General features: G+C 74.8%; 13 protein-coding genes. 9 read left to right on the top strand and 4 right to left on the bottom strand.

From position 1 onward, the window contains the following. Nucleotides 1–325 precede the first annotated feature (325 nt). The 7 genes from ACZ7GX_RS31215 to ACZ7GX_RS31185 all read left to right on the top strand — a co-directional run bounded on the left by ACZ7GX_RS31215 (nt 326) and on the right by ACZ7GX_RS31185 (nt 13,189). On the top strand, nt 326–7,561 hold the full coding sequence (locus ACZ7GX_RS31215; RefSeq protein ID WP_498781801.1) for an SDR family NAD(P)-dependent oxidoreductase: 7,236 nt from the start codon (nt 326–328) through the stop codon (nt 7,559–7,561). Next, nucleotides 7,558–8,835 carry a cytochrome P450 gene (locus ACZ7GX_RS31210; protein ID WP_498781799.1) on the top strand — a complete coding sequence of 426 codons (1,278 nt, stop codon included), beginning with the start codon at nt 7,558–7,560 and terminating at the stop codon, nt 8,833–8,835. Before ACZ7GX_RS31215 ends, ACZ7GX_RS31210 begins: the two co-directional genes overlap by 4 nt. Beyond that, on the top strand, nt 8,832–9,806 hold the full coding sequence (locus tag ACZ7GX_RS31205; RefSeq protein WP_498781797.1) for an SDR family NAD(P)-dependent oxidoreductase: 975 nt from the start codon (nt 8,832–8,834) through the stop codon (nt 9,804–9,806). Before ACZ7GX_RS31210 ends, ACZ7GX_RS31205 begins: the two co-directional genes overlap by 4 nt. A gap of 118 nt (nt 9,807–9,924) precedes the next feature. After that, nucleotides 9,925–10,509 carry a DUF6230 family protein gene (locus tag ACZ7GX_RS31200; protein ID WP_498781795.1) on the top strand — a complete coding sequence of 195 codons (585 nt, stop codon included), beginning with the start codon at nt 9,925–9,927 and terminating at the stop codon, nt 10,507–10,509. Beyond that, complete coding sequence (locus ACZ7GX_RS31195) at nt 10,506–10,880, top strand: DUF6114 domain-containing protein (RefSeq protein ID WP_498781794.1); 375 nt, start codon at nt 10,506–10,508, stop codon at nt 10,878–10,880. The genes ACZ7GX_RS31200 and ACZ7GX_RS31195 overlap by 4 nt, the downstream gene beginning before the upstream one ends. Continuing rightward, the gene (locus tag ACZ7GX_RS31190; RefSeq protein WP_498781792.1) at nt 10,877–11,518 is read left to right on the top strand and encodes an SDR family NAD(P)-dependent oxidoreductase; all 642 of its coding nucleotides are present in this window, start codon (nt 10,877–10,879) and stop codon (nt 11,516–11,518) included. The genes ACZ7GX_RS31195 and ACZ7GX_RS31190 overlap by 4 nt, the downstream gene beginning before the upstream one ends. Nucleotides 11,519–12,109: 591 nt before the next feature. After that, entirely contained in the window at nt 12,110–13,189 is a 1,080-nt protein-coding gene (locus ACZ7GX_RS31185) for a cellulose binding domain-containing protein (RefSeq protein WP_498781791.1), read from the top strand. A 59-nt stretch (nt 13,190–13,248) separates the two neighbouring features. Here ACZ7GX_RS31185 and ACZ7GX_RS31180 read toward each other — a convergent pair whose 3' ends face one another. Both ACZ7GX_RS31180 and ACZ7GX_RS31175 read right to left on the bottom strand, forming a co-directional pair. Next, nucleotides 13,249–15,177 carry a WD40/YVTN/BNR-like repeat-containing protein gene (locus ACZ7GX_RS31180; RefSeq protein ID WP_498781790.1) on the bottom strand — a complete coding sequence of 643 codons (1,929 nt, stop codon included), beginning with the start codon at nt 15,175–15,177 and terminating at the stop codon, nt 13,249–13,251. A 127-nt stretch (nt 15,178–15,304) separates the two neighbouring features. Beyond that, nucleotides 15,305–16,186, bottom strand: coding sequence for a S1 family peptidase (locus ACZ7GX_RS31175; protein ID WP_498781789.1), 882 nt, complete (start codon nt 16,184–16,186; stop codon nt 15,305–15,307). Between the two features lie 114 nt (nt 16,187–16,300). Here ACZ7GX_RS31175 and ACZ7GX_RS31170 point away from each other — a divergent pair, with 114 nt between their 5' ends. Next, nucleotides 16,301–17,146 carry a DMT family transporter gene (locus ACZ7GX_RS31170; protein ID WP_498781788.1) on the top strand — a complete coding sequence of 282 codons (846 nt, stop codon included), beginning with the start codon at nt 16,301–16,303 and terminating at the stop codon, nt 17,144–17,146. 52 nt (nt 17,147–17,198) lie between these two features. Here the strand turns inward: ACZ7GX_RS31170 and ACZ7GX_RS31165 are convergent, their stop codons facing one another. After that, nucleotides 17,199–17,600 (bottom strand): hypothetical protein, encoded by a 402-nt coding sequence (locus ACZ7GX_RS31165; RefSeq protein WP_498781787.1) that lies wholly within the window; start codon nt 17,598–17,600, stop codon nt 17,199–17,201. A 296-nt stretch (nt 17,601–17,896) separates the two neighbouring features. After that, nucleotides 17,897–18,061 (bottom strand): hypothetical protein, encoded by a 165-nt coding sequence (locus tag ACZ7GX_RS31160; protein WP_498781786.1) that lies wholly within the window; start codon nt 18,059–18,061, stop codon nt 17,897–17,899. A 49-nt stretch (nt 18,062–18,110) separates the two neighbouring features. On the opposite strand from ACZ7GX_RS31160, the gene ACZ7GX_RS31155 reads away from it, so the two are divergent. Beyond that, nucleotides 18,111–18,944, top strand: coding sequence for an NYN domain-containing protein (locus ACZ7GX_RS31155; RefSeq protein WP_498781785.1), 834 nt, complete (start codon nt 18,111–18,113; stop codon nt 18,942–18,944). Nucleotides 18,945–19,121 lie beyond the last annotated feature (177 nt).

Genomic DNA, 19,121 nt, shown 5'->3' with positions numbered 1-19,121 from the left:
CCGCTCGGCGGAACGGGGTGTCCGGCCGCTCACCGGTTCGCCGAGATCTCCGCCGGCCGGCGCGGTCGGACCTGATCCACACCATCGGAGGCCCCCGGTCGGGTGTGCCGGGATCGGCCGCATCGGATGCCTGGCCCCACGAGTCCGGCGTGGACGGTCCGGTGGCCGCACCGTCGGGGGGCGGCCACCGGTCCGGGTGAACCTGGCGGTCTGCGTTGGCGGGGCCGTGTCGCGGCCGGCAAGGCTGGTGGCGGACCGGGCCGGCGGCGGCGAGGGGTGAGGCGTGCACACTGCGAACGATCACGAGGACCATTCCGTCGCCATCGTGGGTGCGGCCTGTCGGCTGCCCGGCGGGATCGACGACCTCGCCGGGCTGTGGCAGGCGCTGGTCGACGGCCGGGACCTGGTGGGCGAGGCGCCGGCGGACCGGTTCGACCTCGGCCGGTTCACCGACCGCGACCTGCCGCGCCCCGGCAAGGGCTACACCACGGCGGGCGGGTACCTCGACGACCTCGCGGGGTTCGACGCGGCGCACTTCGGCATCTCGCCGAAGGAGGCCGGGCAGATGGACCCGCAGCACCGGTTGCTGCTGGAACTGGCGGCCGAGGCGCTGGACGACGCCGCGATCGCGCGCGAGGCCCTGGCGGGCAGCGACACGGCGGTGTTCGTCGGCATCTCCGACAACGCCTACGGCGGCCTGCAGATGATGGACGCGCGCGGGATCAACGCCTACACCATGTCCGGCGCCGCGTCCTCGATCGCCGCCAACCGCATCTCCCACTGCCTGGACCTGCGCGGACCGAGCATGGCCGTGGACACCGCCTGCTCCTCGTCGCTGGTGGCGTTCGACCAGGCGTGCCGGGCGGTCCTGGACGGCACGAGCCGCACGGCCCTGTGCGGCGGGGTGAACGCGTTGGTCAGCCCCTACCACTACATCGGGTTCTCGCAGGCGTCGATGCTGTCGAGGAAGGGCCGCTGCTCGGCGTTCTCCGCCGACGCCGACGGGTTCGTGCGCGCCGAGGGCGGCGGGCTGGTCGTGCTCAAGCGGCTCGCGGACGCCCGGGCCGACGGCGACCGGATCCACGCCGTGGTGCTGGCCAACGGCAGCAACAGCGACGGCCGCACCATGGGCCTGTCCCTGCCCAACGCCGAGACCCAGGAGGAGTTGCTCCGCGCGGTGTACGCCAGGGCCCGCGTGCACCCGGACGAGATCGCCTACTTCGAGGCGCACGGCACCGGCACGCCCGTGGGTGACCCGATCGAGTGCACCGCGATCGGCCGGGCGCTGGGACGTCGCCGCACCACCGGCCCGCTGCCGATCGGTTCGGTCAAGAGCAACGTGGGCCACCTCGAACCCGCCTCCGGCATCGTCGGCCTGCTCAAGGCCGTGCTGGTGCTGCGGCACCGGCTGATCCCGCCGTCGCTGCACGCCGACCCGCCCAACCCGGACATCGACTTCACCGGCCTCGGCCTGGCGGTGGCCACCGCGCCGCGCCCCATCCCCGGCGACGACCGGATCGTGGCCGGCGTCAACTCCTTCGGCTTCGGCGGCGCCAACGCCCACGTCGTGCTGGCCTCGCCGCCCGCGCCGGAACCGGTCGAGCCGCAGGGCGACCAGCCACGTCCGGTGCTGGTGTCGGCGAGCTCACCCGAGGCGCTGGAGCAGGCCACCGCGGACCTCGTCGACCACCTCGGCCGCACCGAGGACTTCTACGACCTCGCCCACACGACGTGCGTGCGCCGCGGCCACCACCGGTACCGCCGGGCGGTGCTCGCCACCGGTCCCGCGGAGGCCGCCCGCCTGCTGCCCGACGCGACGCCGGTCGAGGCCGTCGGCGAGGGCCGACTCGGGTTCGCCTACTCCGGCAACGCCTCGCAGTGGGCCGGCATGGGCGCGGACCTGTTGTCCGACAAGGACTTCCGGGTCGCCGTGGAGCAGGTGGACACCGCGCTCACCGCGTACCTCGGCTGGTCCGTGCTGGACCGCCTCACGACGGTCACCGCGGCCGAGCTGGCCGCCACCGAGATCGCCCAGCCGCTGCTGTTCGCCGTCCAGGTCGGCGTCACGGAGGTCCTGCGCGCCAACGGCATCGTGCCCACGGCCGTGCTCGGCCACAGCGTCGGCGAGGTGGCCGCCGCCTGGGCCGCCGGCGCGCTGCCGCTGGACCAGGCCGCCTGGGTGATCGCCGAGCGCAGCCGGGCCCAGGCCCCGACCGCCGGTGGTCGGATGGCCGCGGTGCCGCTGTCCCCCGACGAGCTGCGCCGGCTGCACCCGGCGGCGGAGATCGCCGGGATCAACACGCCCAACGACGTCACCGTCGCGGGCCCCGCCGACGCCGTCGCGGCCCTGGTCGCCGACCTCGCCGCCCACGACGTCGCCTGCGCCGACCTCGGCCTGGACTACGCCTTCCACACCGCCGCGATGGACCGGGTCCGCGAGCCCCTGTGCGCCGCGCTCTCCGGCCTGGCCCCGGCCGCCACGACGATCCCCCTGTTCTCCACCGTCACCGGCGCCGTGATCGACGGCGCCGAGCTGGACGCGGACTACTGGTGGCGCAACGTCCGCGAGCCGGTCCGCTTCGCCGACGCCGTCACCCACGCGCTGGCCGACGGCGTGGACGTGCTGGTCGAGATCGGCCCGCACCCCGTGCTGCGCGGCTACCTGCGCAAGCTCGCCGCCGCACGCCCGCAGACCCCGACCGCGGTCGTGCCCACGCTGCACCGCGACGCCGACGGCCCGGCCGCCACCCGCACCGCCGTGGCCACCGTGCTCGCCGCGGGCGGCCTGGTCGACCGCGACCGCTACTTCCCGACCCCCGGCCGCGTCACCGACCTGCCCGCCTACCCCTGGCAACGCCAGCGGCACTGGGAAGGCACGCCGGAGCAGTGGCTGCGCACCAGCGGCGACGGCCTCGTGCACCACCCGATGCTCGGCGAACGCCTGCCGTCGCCGCAGCCGTTGTGGCACGGCCCGGTGGAGCCGGTGCTGGTGCCGTGGCTGGTCGACCACCGGCTCGCCGGCTCCGTGGTGATGCCCGCGGCCGGTTTCGTGGAGATGGCGCTCGCGGCGGGCAACCAGGCCCTCGGTCACCCGGTCGAGGTGCGGCACCTGGAGATCAGCCGACCCCTGGTGGTGCCCTGGCCCGACGCGGCGAGCGTGCACACGCAGGTCTCGCTCGACCCGCGCGCCGGCACCGTGACCATCACCAGCACCGACGGCGCCGATCCCGATCCCCGCGCGCACGTGCGCGGCCGGGTCCGCCGGCTGATCGGCCGAGCGCCCGCGCCGCGGGACCTCGCCGCCCTGCGCGCCGGTCTGACCCGCCGCGTCGACGGCCGCGACCAGTACGCCGAGCTGGACGGGCTCGGCCTCAGCTACGGCCCCGCGTTCCAGGTGCTCACCGAGGTGCTCGTCGGCGACGGCAGGGTGCTGGCCTCCTACCGGCACGACCGCCCGTCGGACGACTTCGCGCTCCACCCCGTGCTGCTCGACGGCGCCCTCCAGGCGGGTGCGCCGCTGATCACCCGGAAGCTCCCGGAGGACGCCTTCCTGCCCGCCGCGTTCGACACCCTGCGGGTGTGGCGCACCCCGGCGGACGAGGGCTTCGTGGACGTCCGCGAACGGATGCTCACCTCCAGCGAGGCCTGCTGGGACATCACCGTGCTGGACGCCGACGGCGCCGTGACCGTCGAGGTCGAGGGCGCCCGGATGCGCCGGATCGGCGGGACGGGGCGGATCGGGATCCGGCGCGGCCACACCGTGCTGCGCGCCGCGCCGCACCACGACGAGCCGGTGCCGCCGAGCCCGTTGCCAGGCGCGGACGAGGTGCTGGCCGCCGCCCGGCCCAGGCTCGAAGAACTGCGGGCGACCTTCGAAGCCGGGCTGGCCCGCGCCGGCGAGCTGCACGAGAGGGCCGCGGTGCACCGGACCGTCGAACTGGTGCGGGAAGTGCTGCCGGGCGCGGTGGAGTTCTCGCTCGGCGACCTGGTGGCCGCGGGCCTGCTGACCAAGCACCTCCGGCTCGTGGAGCTGCAGCTGCCGCAGGCCGAAGCCGCGGGTCTCGTGCGGCCGGTGGCGCCGGGGCGGTGGCGGTTGTCCGGTGCCGTCGCGGACTCCGACGGGCTCGTGCGCCAGGTCTTGGCCGACGTGCCGTCGGCCGCGGTCGAGACGATCGTCGCCTTCGGCGCCAACCGCGCCGTGGTCGACGTGCTGCGGGGCGAGCTGGACCCGTTGGAGCAGTTGGCCACCGACGAGAACCAGCGGCTGCTGGCCCAGTTCTACGACCTCGGACCGGTCTGCCGCTTCCACAACCTGGTGGTCCAGGAGTTGGTGCGGCAGGTGGTGCGGCGGTGGCCGGCGGATCGGCCGCTGCGGGTGCTGGAGGTCGGCGCGGGCACCGGGGGCCTGACCGCCGCGGTGCTGCCCGTGCTGCCCGCCGACCGCGCCCACTACACGTTCACCGACGTGTCGTCGTACTTCACCTCCCGCGCCGAACAGCGGTTCGCCGAGCACGAGTGGGTCCGGTGCGGCACGTTCGACCTGGACCGGCCGCCGGCCGAGCAGGGGTTCACCGAGGGCGCGTTCGACGTCGTGCTGGCCGCCAACGCGCTGCACACGGCGAAGGACCTGACCCGGGCGCTGACGCACGTCGCGGCCCTGCTGGCGCCCGGCGGCAGGTTGCTCGCCTGCGAGTCGCACAACCCGGTCGTGCTCGCACCGGTCTTCGGCCTGTTCGACAGCTTCTGGCACGCCGAAGACCGGGACCTGCGGCCGGGCACCGTGCTGCTCGACCGCGACCGGTGGCCGGACCTGCTGCGCCGGACCGGTTTCACCGACGTCGTGCAGACCGGCGCGGAGACCGCGCGGCTGCGCGGGGACTTCTCGGTGCTGATGGCGACGGCGCCGGACACCGACCGCGACCGGCCGCCGTTGCCGGCGGGTGATCCGGACGTGCGCCGGACGCTGCTCGTGGAGACCGCCGCCGAAACGCCGCTGGCCGAGCGGACCGCACGGCTGCTGCACCTGGCCGGCTGCCCCGAGCCGCGGGTCGTGCCGGCCGCCGAGTGGACGCCGGACGGCACCGACCCCGTGCTGATCCTCGGTGAACCGGGAACGCCGCTCCTGGACCGGACCACGCGGTGCGCGGCGCTGCTGCGGTCGATCGCCGAACGACCCGGCGCTGGCGCCGTGTGGCTGGTGACCCGACCCTGTGGCGCGATCCCGACCGAGGTCGAAGCGCCCGGTGACGCGGCGGTCTGGGGCGTGGCGCGCGTGGTCGCCAACGAGTGCCCCGACGTGGTGGTGCGCCGCGTCTCCCTCGCCCGCACGGGCGATCCCGCCGAGCGGCTGGCCAGGGAGCTGCTGGCGCCGAGCGCGGAGGACGAGATCGCGCTGACTCCCCACGGCCGGTTCACGCCCCGCGAGGTCGACCTGCCCGACACGGTGCCCGATCCCGCCGCGTACCAGCTGGAGGTGCGGTCGCCCGGCTTGTCCTACGAGCTCGGCTGGCGTGCGGTCGACCGCCCCGAACCAGGGCCGGACCAGGTGCGGGTCGCGGTGCGGGCCGCCGCGCTGAACTACCGGGACGTCATGCAGGCCACCGGGTTCCTGCCGGCGGAGAGCTACGAGTTCACCGGCCTGCACGCGCCCGGCCTGGAGTGCGCGGGCGTGGTCACGGCGGTCGGCGAGGGGGTGACCCGGTTCGCCGTCGGCGACCGGGTGGCCGGGCTGGCGCCGGGCTCGCTCGCCTCCGAGGTCGTCGCGCCGGCCCGCTCGTTGATGCCGGTGCCCGGGTCGATGACCGACACCGAGGCGGCGACGATGCCGGTGGTGTTCGGCACCGTCGTCTACGGCCTGGGCCGGCTGGCCCGGCTGGAGGCCGGCGAGACGGTGCTGGTGCACGGCGGCGCGGGCGGTGTCGGGCTGGCCGCCCTCCAGTACGCCCGGGCCCGCGGCGCCACCGTGATCGCCACGGCCGGCAGCCCCGCGAAGCGGACCCTGCTGCGCACCCTCGGTGTCGCGCACGTGCTGGACTCGCGCACCCTCGACTTCGCCGACGAGGTCCGCCGGCTCACCGGCGGGCGCGGGGTGGACGTCGTGCTCAACTCGTTGGCCGGTCCGGCGATCGTCCGCGGCCTGGAGCTGCTGCGCCCCGGCGGCCGGTTCGTCGAGCTGGGCAAGCGCGACATGTACGAGGACAACGACCTCCCGCTGCGCCCCTTCGCCAACAACCTGGCCTTCTTCGGCGTCGACCTGTCCGCGCTGTCGACCGACCCGGTGGTCGCCGAACGGCTGCTCGCCGAGGCCATGGACGACGGCGCCTTCCGCCCGCTGCCGCACGCGGTCTTCCCCGCCGGGCGGATCGGCGAGGCGTTCCGGCAGCTGCAGCACTCCTGGCACGTCGGCAAGGTCGTGGTCTCCTTCGACCCCGGCGCCGAACCGGTGGTCGTGGCGGGCACACCGGCGGTCCCCGCCCTCGATCCCGCCGGGACCTACCTGGTGACCGGCGGACTGGGCGGGTTCGGCGCGGCCACCGCGCGGTGGCTGGCCGACCGCGGCGCGCGGCACCTCGCCCTCGTCGGTCGACGTGGCGCGGACTCGCCCGAAGCGCCGGCGCTGCTCGCCGAGCTGACGGCACGCGGAGTGCACGCCGCGGCGCACGCGGCCGACGCCGCCGACCCGGAGGCCATGCGCCGGATCATCACCGACCTGGACCCGCCGCTGCGCGGTGTCGTGCACGCCGCGATGCACCTCGACGACGCGCCGCTCACCGAACTGGACGACGAGCGCTTCCGCGCCGTGCTCAGCCCCAAGCTCGGCGGCGCGGTCGTGCTCGACGAGCTGACCAGGGACCTCGACCTGGACCTGTTCGTGCTCTACTCGTCGGGCGCGGCGCTCGTCGGCAACCCCCAGCAGGCCCCCTACGTGGCGGGGAACCTGTTCCTGGAAGCCCTGGCGCGCCGACGTCGCGCCCTCGGGCTGCCGGGCACGGCGATCGCGTGGGGCGCGATCGGCGAGACCGGTTACGTCGCCCGCAACGACTTCGGAGCCGCGATGTCCGCGATCGGGCTGGACCCGATCGCACCGGCGGACGCGCTCGACGCGTTGGGTGCGCTGCTGGCCGCGGACCACGCCGTGGCCAGTGTCGGTCGGTTCGACTGGTCGATGCTCAGCACCGTGATGCCCGCCCTGCGCGGGCCGCGGTTCGGCGCGCTGGTCCGGCCACCCGACGCCGCCGCCGGCGAGCGCAAGGAGGAGCTGATCCGCAAGCTCGGCCGGATGGCGCCGGAGGAGGCGGTGGCCGCCATCTCCGAGCAGGTCACCTCGCTGCTCGGCGACGTGCTGCGGATGGACCCGGCCGCCATCGACCACCACCGCCGCATCGACCACTACGGCATGGACTCGCTGATGGCCGCCGAACTGCTGGTCTCCGCCCGCCGCCGCTTCGACGTCGAGATACCGCCGCTGGAGCTCGCCCGGTCCGGTGGCACGGTCGCCGACATCACCGAGCTGATCCGGCTGCGCCTGGGTCTGCGCCGGCCGGAGAAGGTGTCCTCGTGACGACGCGCCGACCGGCACGGGCCTCCCTCGTCGACACGATCGCGCTCGGCGCCCTGGTGCTCGTGCCCACCCTCGCCCAAGGCGCGATCCTGCGGCGGCGGCGCATGGTGGGGCTGGCCGCCCGGTGGGACACCAACGACTGGGCGTGCCGGCTGCTGCGCCGGCTGCGCGACAAGCACGGCACGGGACCGTTGCTGGTCAAGGTGTTGCACCGCCGGGTGTTGCTGCTGCTGTCGCCGGAGGACGCCCGGCAGGCGTTGGCCCGGACCACGCTCTCGCTCACCGCCGCGAGCCGGGACAAGGTCGCCACCCTCGGCCACTTCGAGCCCGGCGCGGTGCTGCTCTCCCGCGGCCTCATCCGGGAGGAACGCCGCCGCTTCAACGAGTCCGTGCTCGACTACCCCAAGGCCGACCACCACCTGTGCCCCGCCTTCGACGCCGTCATCCGCGCCGAGGCGGCCGACCTGATCGGCCGCACGACCGGCCGCGGGGCGGACCTGACCTGGGACGAGTTCGTGCGCACCTACCGGCGGATCGTGCGGCGGGTGGTCCTGGGCGACGTCGCCAAGGACGACGAGCAGCTCACCGCGCTGCTCGACACCCTGCGCGGCGACGCCAACTGGTTCCGGCTGCGGCCGCGGCGCGAGGCGTTGCGCGAGCGGTTGTGGGACCGGGTGCTCGGCTACCTCGACGAGGGGTCCGGCGGGCTGGCCTCGTGCGTCGCCGAAGCGCCCCGGACCGCGCGGACCCTGCCGCAGGCGCAGGCCCAGCACTGGCTGTTCGCCTTCGACGCCGCCCCGATCGCCACCTTCCTGGCGCTGGGCCTGCTGGTGGGCCACCCGGACCGGACGCGAACCGACCACGACTACCTGCGCGCGTGCGTGCGGGAGTCGTTGCGGCTGTGGCCGACGACCCTGGCCATCCTGCGCGACACCACCCGGCGCACGACCTGGTCGGACGGCAGCACCGTGCCGGAGGGGACCGCGGTCGTCTACTACAGCTCCTACTTCCACCGCGACGGCGGCCGCCTGCCCTACGCCGACCGGTTCGAGCCGGAGGTGTGGCTGGACGGCCGGGCGGCGGAGGACTGGTCGCTCGCGCCGTTCAGCCGGGGTCCGGCCGAGTGCCCGGGGCAGCACCTGGTGCTCTTCACCAGCGCCACCCTGCTCTCGGCGCTGCTCGACCAGGGCTTGCGGCAGGTCGGCGGCGTCCGGTTGACGCCGGACCGCCCGCTGCCCCGCACGGCCGACCACCACGCGCTGCGGTTCGCATGAGCCGGGTGGTCGGGCGGCTGCTCTTCTCCCGGTCGCGGGTGCGCCCGGCCCGGTTGCGCCGGGCGGTGCGGGACCGGGTCGTGGCCGTCACCGGCGCCTCGCACGGCGTCGGCAGGCAGACCGCGCGGCTGCTGGCCGACGCGGGCGCGACCGTGCTCGTGCTGGCCCGGTCGGCGCACCTGCTGGACGAGCTGGTGGAGCAGGTCCGGGCGAACGGCGGGCGGGCCCACGCCTACCCCGTCGACCTCGCCGACTTCACCGCCGTGCGCGAGGTCGCCGAGCGGATCCTCGCCGAGCACGGGCCGGTCGACGTGCTGGTCAACAACGCGGGCAAGTCGATCCGGCGCTCGGTCGAGCTGTCGGGGCGGCGCTTCCACGACTTCCGACGGCTCACGGACGTCAACTACCTCGGCCCGCTGCGGCTGACGCTCGACCTGCTGCCGGCCATGCGCGCGGCCGGGCGCGGCCGGATCGTGTCGGTGTCCACGTTCGCCGCGCGGATGCCGCCGTTCCCCCGGTGGGGCGGCTACCAGGCGTCCAAGGCCGCGTTCGACGTGTGGCTGCGCGCGCTGGCGCCCGAGGTGGCCGGTGACGGCATCCGGGTCGTGCCGGTCTACCTCGGCCTGGTGGACACCAGGATGAGCGCGCCGCTGCTGGCCGCGCGCCGGGTGCCGGCGTTGGACGTGCGGGACGCGGCGCTCACCGTGTGCGCGGCGGTGTGCACGCGGCGGCACAGCCTCGGTCCGTGGTGGTGCCTGCCGGCCGAACTGGGCGCGGGGTTGGTCTCCCGGCCGCTGCGGGCGGTCCTGGCGTGGTGGTACCGCCGCGGTCGGGACACGCCGGCCGCGGTGCGCGCCGCCCGTGCGCCGGCGGACTGGCCGAGGCCGGAGTCGCTCCCCGCCCAGGCCGAGCGCGGGTCGCCGCCCGGACGGGTGCCCGCGGCCCGTCCCGAGCGGTCCGAGCAGCCGTGACCACGCGGCGTGAGCACCGGTCACGCGTCCGGGGAATGGCCGGTCACCCGGGCCGGCGCGGATCATGGCCGCGGACCGCGGTGTCCCGGCCCCGACAGGCGCGAGCCGAGGAGTGTCGATGGAGCTGCGTGATCGTCCGACAGGTCGCACGAGCCTGCCGCGGCTGGCCGCCGTGCTCGTGCCGACGGCGGTGGCGGGCGCGGTGGTCCTCGGTGGTATCGCCGAGGGCGTGATCGGGGTGTCGTTCACCAGCGGCAGCCCCTTCACCGTGACGGTGGACCGGGTGGAGTCCGACGGGTTGCGCATCGTGCCGGGCGCGTCGTCCGGCGATCCCGGGGTGCCCACCCTGCTGGCGCGGCTGCCCACCGCCGAGTTGTCCGGGCTGTGCCAGTCGGTGACGGTCGACCTGCCGGTGGTGGGTCGGGTGACGACCGTGCTGCGGGCCCCACACGTGCGCACGACCGACCTGGTGCTGGAGGTGCGCGGCATCACCGGCGGCCTGGACGTGGGCCGACTCCGGCTCGGGCCGGTGGCGGACGCGGGCGGCACGCCGGGCTACCAGGCGGGCCGGACCACGCTCACCGACCTCAGGATCACCGCGGGCACGGTCACCGCCGGCACGTTCACGGTCGCGGACCTCGACCTGAGCCACCACAGGGGCGACGAGGGCTGTCCATCCACACAGGACGGACAGGGCCGGTGAGCGGCGGCTTCACCCGCTTCCGGCGGTCCTGCCCGTTCCTCGCCGGCGTGCTGACCACCGCGGCCGGGCTGGAACTGGTCCTCGTGGTCGGCGCCGTGCCCGGTGCGCTGCGCTTCGCGGGTGCGGGCGCGCCGGCGAGCTGGCTGCTCGGCGGCGTGCTCGTCGTCGCGGGCGCGACCCTCCTGCTCGACCCGGCCCGCAGGCACTTCGCGGGCGCGGCGGCCCTCATCGCCGGACTGCTCAGCCTGGTCGGCGCCAACCTCGGCGGGTTCCTGCTCGGCTTCCTGCTCGCGGTCGCCGGTGGCGCGCTGGCGCTGGCCTGGGTGCCCGACCGCGGCCCGGTCGGATCACCCGCGGAAGGCTCCTCATGAACGACGCCCGACTCCGGCACGCCGTGCGCGACAAGACGGTCCTGCTCACCGGAACGTCCAGCGGCGTCACCGACGCCGCGACCCGTCACCTGACCCGGGCGGGCGCGCGGGTCCTGGTCGCCACGCACCCCGCGCACCGGCCGATCGGCGAGGTGCCGGTCTACCGGGCCGATCCGGCCACGCCGGCCGCCATGCGCGTGCTGGCCGAACGGCTGCTCGACGAGCACGACCGCCTCGACATCGTGATCCACACCGCGGGCACGCCGCCGCGGCGGCCGTCCTGCCGGGACTTCCAGGACACGATCAACACCCACTACGTCGGTCCGACGACGCTCATCCGCGGCCTGCTGCCCGCGCTGCGGACCGGCGGCTCGGCCCACCTGATCAACGTGTGCCCCGCGCACCTCCGCCTGCCCCTGCCGGCTCGCTGGGGCGGCCACCGCGCGTCGAAGGCCGCGTTCGACACCTGGTTCCGCGGCCTGGCCCTGAAAGGCCGCGACCGCGGCGTCACCACCACGACCGTCTACACCGGACTCGTCGGCGCCGACGCGGTCACGCTGATCTGCGACGCCATCACCTCGCGGCCGCGGCAGATCGCGCCCTGGTGGCTCAAGTGGCCCCACGCCATCGGCCATTGAGCTGAAAGTTTCGAAACGAGACGTCGAGTTCGCCGCCCGGCCGAGAGCCCGCGGTTAGCCCGAACAGCTCAGCTCACGTGGTCGCGCTGCCGTGCCGCCGCCGGTCCGCCGCAACGGTTCCGCGCTGGGGACGGCCGGGTGATCGCGCAGTTCACCAGGCCGATCCCGGTGTTCGACCACGTGCCGACGCGGGCGGGCGGCGGGCGTGGGCGGGCCGGCAATCGGCCGCACGCGACGCGCGGCCACCGGCCGTGACCGCGTCTCGATTGCCTTGCCAAGCGGAAACATTTCCAAGGACACTCCTGAACGTTTCAGAGCCGGACACCGACGTCGGGCGCCGGGCAGCCCTCACGCGCTCCGCCCCTGCCCGTGGTTGTGGAGGAACTGCCCGATGAGAACCGCGAACGCGTTGCCGTGCGCCGGTTCAGCGGTCGGCCACGCCATCCCCGTCGACACCGGCCAGGTCATCCGCTTCCTCCGGCGCCGGCGAACCGCCGTCGTCCGCCCTCGACGGGCAGGACCGAGTCGTCGCCCGACGAACGCCGCCGACGCCACCACCCACCGAGTTCACCTTCCCCGGAGGTCCGGTCCATGAAACGAAGGCACCTGCTCGCGAGCGCGGCCGCCGCCCTGACCCTGGTGGCCGCCGCGGTGCTCGCCGTCGGCACCGCGCAGGCCGACAGCGGCGTGAAGGTCATGCCGCTCGGCGACTCCATCACCGACGGCTTCAACGTCCCCGGCGGCTACCGCGTCGACCTGTGGCAGAAGCTCGTCGCCGGCGGCCGCACGGTCGACTTCGTCGGGTCGATGACCAACGGCCCGACCAGCCTCGGCGACCGCAACCACGAAGGCCACTCGGGCTGGACCATCGCCCAGATCGACAGCAACATCACCAACTGGCTGCGCACGTACACGCCGCGCACCATCCTGCTGCACATCGGCACGAACGACATGTACGGCAGCAACCTGGGTGGCGCGCCCCAACGCCTCTCCACCCTGGTCGACCGGATCACGACCCTGGCGCCGAACGCGGACCTGTTCGTCGCGACCATCGTGCCGCTGTCGTCCGGCGACGCGAACGTCCGCGCGTTCAACGCCACGATCCCCTCGATGGTGCAGAGCAAGGTCAACGCGGGCAAGAAGGTGCACCTGGTCGACATGTACCGCGCGCTGACCACCGCCGACCTCGCCGACGGCGTGCACCCCAACGCCGGCGGCTACTCGAAGATGGCCACCGCCTGGTACAACGCGCTGTTGTCCGTCCCCGGCAGCATCGACGACCCCACCACGACCACGACGACCACCAGCCAGACGAGCACGACGACCACCACCACAACCACGACGACCACCACGAGCCAGCCCGGTGGCGGGGCGTGCGCCGCGACCCACCGCGTGGTCAACTCGTGGGGCGGCGGCTACCAGGCCGAGGTGAAGGTGGCCAACACCTCCACCGCGTCGCTCAACGGCTGGACGGTCCGCCTGACCCTCCCGTCCGGCCACACCGTCAACAACCTCTGGGGCGGTGTGAACACCGGGACCAGCGGAGCCGTGTCGGTGCGCAACGCGCCGTACAACGGCTCGCTGGGCAGCGGGGCGTCGACCACGTTCGGCTACGTGGCCAACGGCCCGAACGCCAACCCGCCGCTCGACCTGACCTGCGTCAGCCCGTGATCCGCCGGTCGGACACCGCCGCGTCACGTCGACCCGGCGGTGTCCGGCCTCGCGGGTGATCAGGGCACGGTGGTCTCGTAGAGCCCACGGCCGAAGGTGGCCGCCACGAGCCGGTGGTTGCGGCCGTCGTACTCGATGTCGTCGACCGCGACCCTCGGCAGGCCGTGGCCCAGCCTGAGCCAGTGGCCTGGCGCGAGCGCGTTGCCGACGAACACGCCCTGGTCCGTGGCCACGTACAGCTGTCCGGCGCGGCCGAGCACGACGTCGTTCACCGGCGCCGACGGCAGGTTGCCCGAGACGTCGGTCCACCGGGCGCCCGCCGACCGGGTCGCCAGCACGTGCGGCTGCGCGGAGCCCGACCGGTAGCCGGACAGCGTCACGTACGCCGTGGCGGGGTCGCGCTCGGACACCGCGATCCGGGTGACCCACGGTTGGCCGTCGAGCACCTTCGCCCAGGTGGCGCCCAGGTCGCGGGTGAGCCACACCCGACCGTCGTCGGTGCCGACCCAGATCGTGCGCGGGTCGGACGGCGCGGCGGCGACGGTGGTGATGGTGCCGTAGGGGTAGGTGTCCTGGCCCGGCCCGCCGGTCAGGTCCGGGCTGATCGGCGTCCAGGTCACCCCGTTGTCGGCCGACCGGTTGAGCCGGTTGCCGCCGTAGTACAGGACTTCCGGGTCCGACGGGTCGAACTGCACCGGGGTGAACCAGTTGCGGCGGTCCGCGGTCGTGGCCGGGGTGAAGAACGCCATCGTCGTGCCGCCGTCGGTGGACCGGAAGCAGTTGCCGTACTGGTAGCAGGCGAAGACGTTCTCCTTGTCGCGCGGGTTGATGATGTTCTCCTCGCCGTCGCCGCCGAGGTACTCGTTGAACGCCGGCCCGCCCCACGACCGCAGCGAGCCGTTGTCCTGGGTGCCGCCGGACACGCGCGTGACGTCCTGCGGGCTGATCGCCACGCTGTAGAACTGGGTCCACGGCTCGTGCTCGGCCTTGACCCAGCCGCCGTCGCCGTCGGCGTCCGACCGGTACACGCCGCCGTCGTTGCCGAGGTAGACCCGGGCCGGGTGGCGGGGGTCCCAGACCATGGCGTGGTGGTCGACGTGGATCGACGCGTCGTCGGCGGTCCAGGTCGCGCCGCCGTCCTTGGAGGTCAGCAGCGGGACGCCCGCGACGTGCACGTGCCGCGAGTCGTCCGGGTCGACCCAGACCTTGCCGAACCACCAGCCGAAGGTCGACTGCGAGGTCTTGAGCACGTCCGGCTCGGGCTGCCGCGTCCAGCTGTCACCGGCGTCGGAGGAGGTGTAGAAGCCGGCGAAGGGTCCCGCGGTGCTGTTGACGATGGCGTACAGCCTGCCCGGTTCGGACGGCGAGACGCCGATGCCGATGCGGCCGACGTCGGGACCGGCCGCCGGCAGCCCGCCCGCGAGCCGCTGCCAGGTCAGGCCGCCGTCGGTGGAGCGGTAGACGCCGGTGCCCTCGTAGGTCACGCTGCCGCCGCCCGGGTTGGGCTCGCCGGTGCCGACGTACAGCGTGCCGTCACCGGCCGCCGCGACCGCGCCCATGGCCTGGGTGGCGTTGTCCGGCCACGCGGGGGCGAACGTGCGCCCGGCGTCGGTGGACCGCCACAGCCCACCGCTCGCGGCGGCGGCGTAGACGGTGTCGGCCCGGCGCGGGTCCAGCGCGAGGCTCACGATCCGGCCGCCGATGTTCGTCGGACCGATCGACCGCCACGGCGCGCCGGCGGCCGGGATCCGGTCGGCCTGGGCGGCGGCGAGGTCGTGCGCGTGCCGCGGGATGGTGTCGCCGCGGACGGCTTTCTGGAGGAACCGGTGCTCGGCGGGCGCCGACGGGCCGCGGACCGGGCGGTACTCGCCCGGCTGCCCGGTGCCCGGTGGGTCGGCGGCGAGGGCCGGTGGGTCGGCGGCGAGGGCCGGCGCGGGTGCGAGCAGCACCAGCGCGCCGGCGAGGACCAGCAGACGGCGGACTCTCATCGGGAACCCCCAGACGTGGACGTCGGCATGGCGTCGCGCACGCTAGGGGACGCGGTGGCCGGCCGGACACCGACGATCGTGGGTCGTTCTTGACAGTTGGTCGACGCGTGCCGGTCGTGGCGGGTGCTCAGCCGGTCACGAGGGCGAGCCCGTACGCCGACAGCGGCTCGGCGATCGGCTGGATCCACGTCGTCCCACCGGTCGAGCAGTTGCCGGACCCGCCCGAGACCAGGCCGACCGCGCGGACCGCCGTGCCCGAACCGGGGTTGGTGACGACGGGTGCGCCGGACGCGCCGGGCTCGGGGCACGCGTTCGCGCGGATGAGCTGGCCGACGCAGCCCTGCGGGTAGCAGACCGTGTGGTTGATCCCGGTGACGCTGCCGCACCGCCACCCCGAGACCGGGCTGGAGTAGCAGACCGACGAGCCGACCGGCGGGGTCGCGAAGCCGCTGACCGTGACGTCCGGGCCGCTGCTGTGCCGGTCGACCAGCGGCGTGGACACCGCGGCGGTCGACGCCACGCGGATCAGCCCGTAGTCGTTGGTCGGGAACGAGGAGCCGGCGCTCGGGCCGATGTAGCCGCCGACGCCGTGCCACTCGCTGCCCGTGCCGACGCAGTGGCCGGCGGAGAGGACGTAGCGGGCGGTGCCCGAGCGGGCGTTGAAGCCCAACGTGCACCGGGTGCTGCTGCTGTAGATCGCTTGTCCGCCAATGAGATCCCACACCGGGCGGGGCGCTTCGGCGACGTGCTCGACGGTGACCGCGCCGGCGCCGAGCCCGCGTGCCCACTCGGCGACGCCGGTCGCGTCGCCGTGCACCGAGACCACCACGGCCTCGGTCGCGGTGTCGACGTGCCACCCGGTGACGGTGTCCGGACGCGTCGCCGCGCCCCGGTCCAGCCGTTCCGCGGCGAGGGCAGGCCCGGCGGTGTCGCCGGAGACCGGCCCGGCCGTGGTGAACGCGAGTCCGGCCGCCAGCACGGCCGCACCCGCTCGACGCGCGAAGGTCATGGTGCGCTCCCCTCCAGGATCGCGACGGTAACGGCCGCGGGAGCGCGCCGGATAGCGACCGTTCGTGGACATCGCGTCACCCCGCGTGACCGGGGCGGCACCTACTCTGGTGAGGTGGGGATCGCGATCCTGTGCGCGCTGGCGGGTGCGGTGCTGAGCGCGGTCGGCGCCGCGCTCCAGCACGCGGGCGTCCGGGACGTCGGCGACCTCACCGTGCGCCGGTTCACCCGGCTGGCGGGCAACCGGCGGTGGCTGCTCGGGTTCGCGGTGCTGTTCGTCGCCGCGGTGCTGCAGATCCTGGCCCTGGCGATGGCGCCGGTGACGGTCGTCGCGCCGCTCGCCGTCATGTCGTTGCCGATCATCGCGGCGATCGGCGTCCGGCACGTGACGCGGGGGTTCGCGGTGGCCGTGATGGCGGCGACGGGCGGGGTGGCCACGTTCGTCGCGATCGCCGCGCGGTCCGCCGTGACGACGGACGTGCCGCCGGCGACGGCGCTGCGGGCGGGTCAGGTGGTCGCCGCCTTGGTGTGCGTGTTCGTCGTCATCGGCGCGTTCCGGAGCGGGACGGCACGTGCCCTCGCGCTGGCCGCCGGGGCGGGTGCGGCGTACGGGCTGGTCGCCGTGCTGGTGCGGGACGTGACGACCGCGCTGCCGCGGTTGCACTGGGTGTCGTTCGCCGGGTTGGCGGTGGCTTTCCTGGTCGGCGCGGCGCTGATCCAGCTGGGGTACGCGAGCGGCCCGGCGGACCTCGTGGTGGCCGGTCAGACCGTGGTGAACCCGATCGTCGCGGCGTGGATCGGGATGGTGCTGCTGGACGAGACCCAGGGAGCCGGCCGCGGCACGGTGATCGCCCTGGTGACGAGCGCCGCCGTGTCGCTGACGGGCATCGCCGCCATCGCCCGCTTCCACCGCCGCCGCCTGGCGTCCCTGCCGACCGACCACGCGCCCACGCCGCCGTGACCGCGCCATCCCGGTGGACGGCGGGATGGCGCGGTGGTGCGGTACGACGTGGTCAGTCGGTGAGGACCACGTCGTAGTGGTAGTCACCGCAGACGGTGTGCAGGCGCGGTGGGTAGCGCCACAGGGTGGTCGAGCAGGTGCGCCACTGGAGGGGGTGCTCGGTGGCGCCCAGCGGGGCGAGGGAGACGGTCTTCGGTTCGTCGCAGGGCGCGGTGATCTTGCCGTAGGTGGAGCCCCACTTGTAGTCGATGTGCCGCAACGGCGCGCAGTCGCCGACGGTGATGACGAACGAGTTCGGTCCGTGCTCGGGGGACGTGTCGCCGGGGTTGTACCGGATCGTGGACACCTCGGCGGCGGTGGGGACGGCGGGGGTGGCGGCGGGGGTGGCGGCGGCGAGGCTGGTCGGGGTGAGGAGCAGGACGATCAGCAGGGCCAGTAATCGGCTGGGGGACACCAAGGCCTCCTCGGGAGTCGGGTACCGCCCGTCCGAGTGCCCACTCCACCGGTCCGTCACACCTGTGAGGTTCGGGGCGGGCGGCGGCAGGGCCGACAGCGGGGTGACCGGGAAGGGGCGATGGCGGGCCGGGGACGCGTGGTGGCCGGATGCGTTCGCACGCCGGACGCGCGGCGGGCAGGTGTGGTGGACCGGTGTCGACCCACGGCACCGGCGTTCGTGTTGCCGACGTCAGAACGCTCGCGCAGCGGCGAGGCGGCGTGCTCGACGCCGCGGCGGGCTGTGGCGGTCGGCGGTTAGTCCGGGTCCATCCCACCGGCGCCGGCGGTGCCCTCGGGCGTCGACTCGTCCGGTGTGGTGTTGGCGGAGCCCGACTGCTCGTCGGCGTAGGTCGGGCGCGAGTGCTCGTCGGCGAAGTCCGGCTCCCCCGCGGTGGCGGGGTCGGGTTCCGGTGTGGTCACGGCCATGGTGTATCCCTTCGGGGGACGGCCCAAACCAGCAGGGGAGATCGTGCGCATCGGGGTGTTCTACGACGGGACGTGGTTCGCTTACCTGAGCGATTTCTACGCCACCGCCCATCCGCGTCGGGCGCGGATCTCGCTGGCCGGGTTGCACGACGCGGTGCGCTGGCACCTCCACACCCGCACGGGCACCGCACTCGACGACTGCGTGATCCACGAGGCGCACTACGTGCGCGGTCGCATCGAGACGCCCGCGGCGGCGTTCGACGCGGCCTTGGCCGCCGCCGGGGTCACGCGGCACGACCTGCCCCTGCACGGCGGCAAGGAGAAGGGCGTCGACGTCCACTTCGCACTCGAGGCGTGGGAGCTCGCGACCACCGCGCCGTTGGACTGGGTCGTGCTGATCACCGGTGACGCCGACTTCACGCCGCTGGCCACCCGGCTGACCGGTCGCGGCATCGGGGTGATGGTGCCGGTCGTGGACGACCGGTCGGCCCCGGAGCTGCAACCGGCCTGGACGCCGCGCACGGCGGCGCCGCTGAGGGCCGCGGCGACCTCGACGCCCGCGTTCGACGACCTGTTCGCGCCCGCCGACCGCCTCGGCTACCCGTTGAACGGCCCGTTCGTGCGGTCCACCGAGGTCGTGGCCTCGCCCGCCGGCGCGCCGCGCGGCCGCCGTCGCGGCACCGTGACCGGCTGGAAGCCGGGGCAACCGCACGGGTTCATCACCGACAGCCGCGGCAGCTCGTGGTACGCCTCCCGCGACGACCTGCCCACCGGCCTCGCCATGCTGCCCACCGGCACACCGGTGTCGTTCACGGGATCGCCGGTGCCGTTGCCCGGCCGGAAGTACCCCCGCGCGGAGTCGATCCGGTTCGAGTGAACCGGCGGGGGGGGGGGGGGGGGGGGGGGCGGGGGGGTGGGGGGGGGGGGGGGGGGGGGGGGGGGGGGGGGGTGGGGGTGGGGGGGGGGGGGGGGGGGGGGGGGGGGAGGTGGCGGAGGTTCTCCTGTCCTACGCGGTGGTTCCCGAACGGCCTATCCGGTCCCCACCTTCCTGTCT

The organism is Actinosynnema sp. NPDC037264 (genome assembly GCF_055603705.1).
The sequence above is the reverse complement of the archived record's forward strand: the minus strand, read 5'-3'. Positions and strand labels throughout refer to the sequence as shown.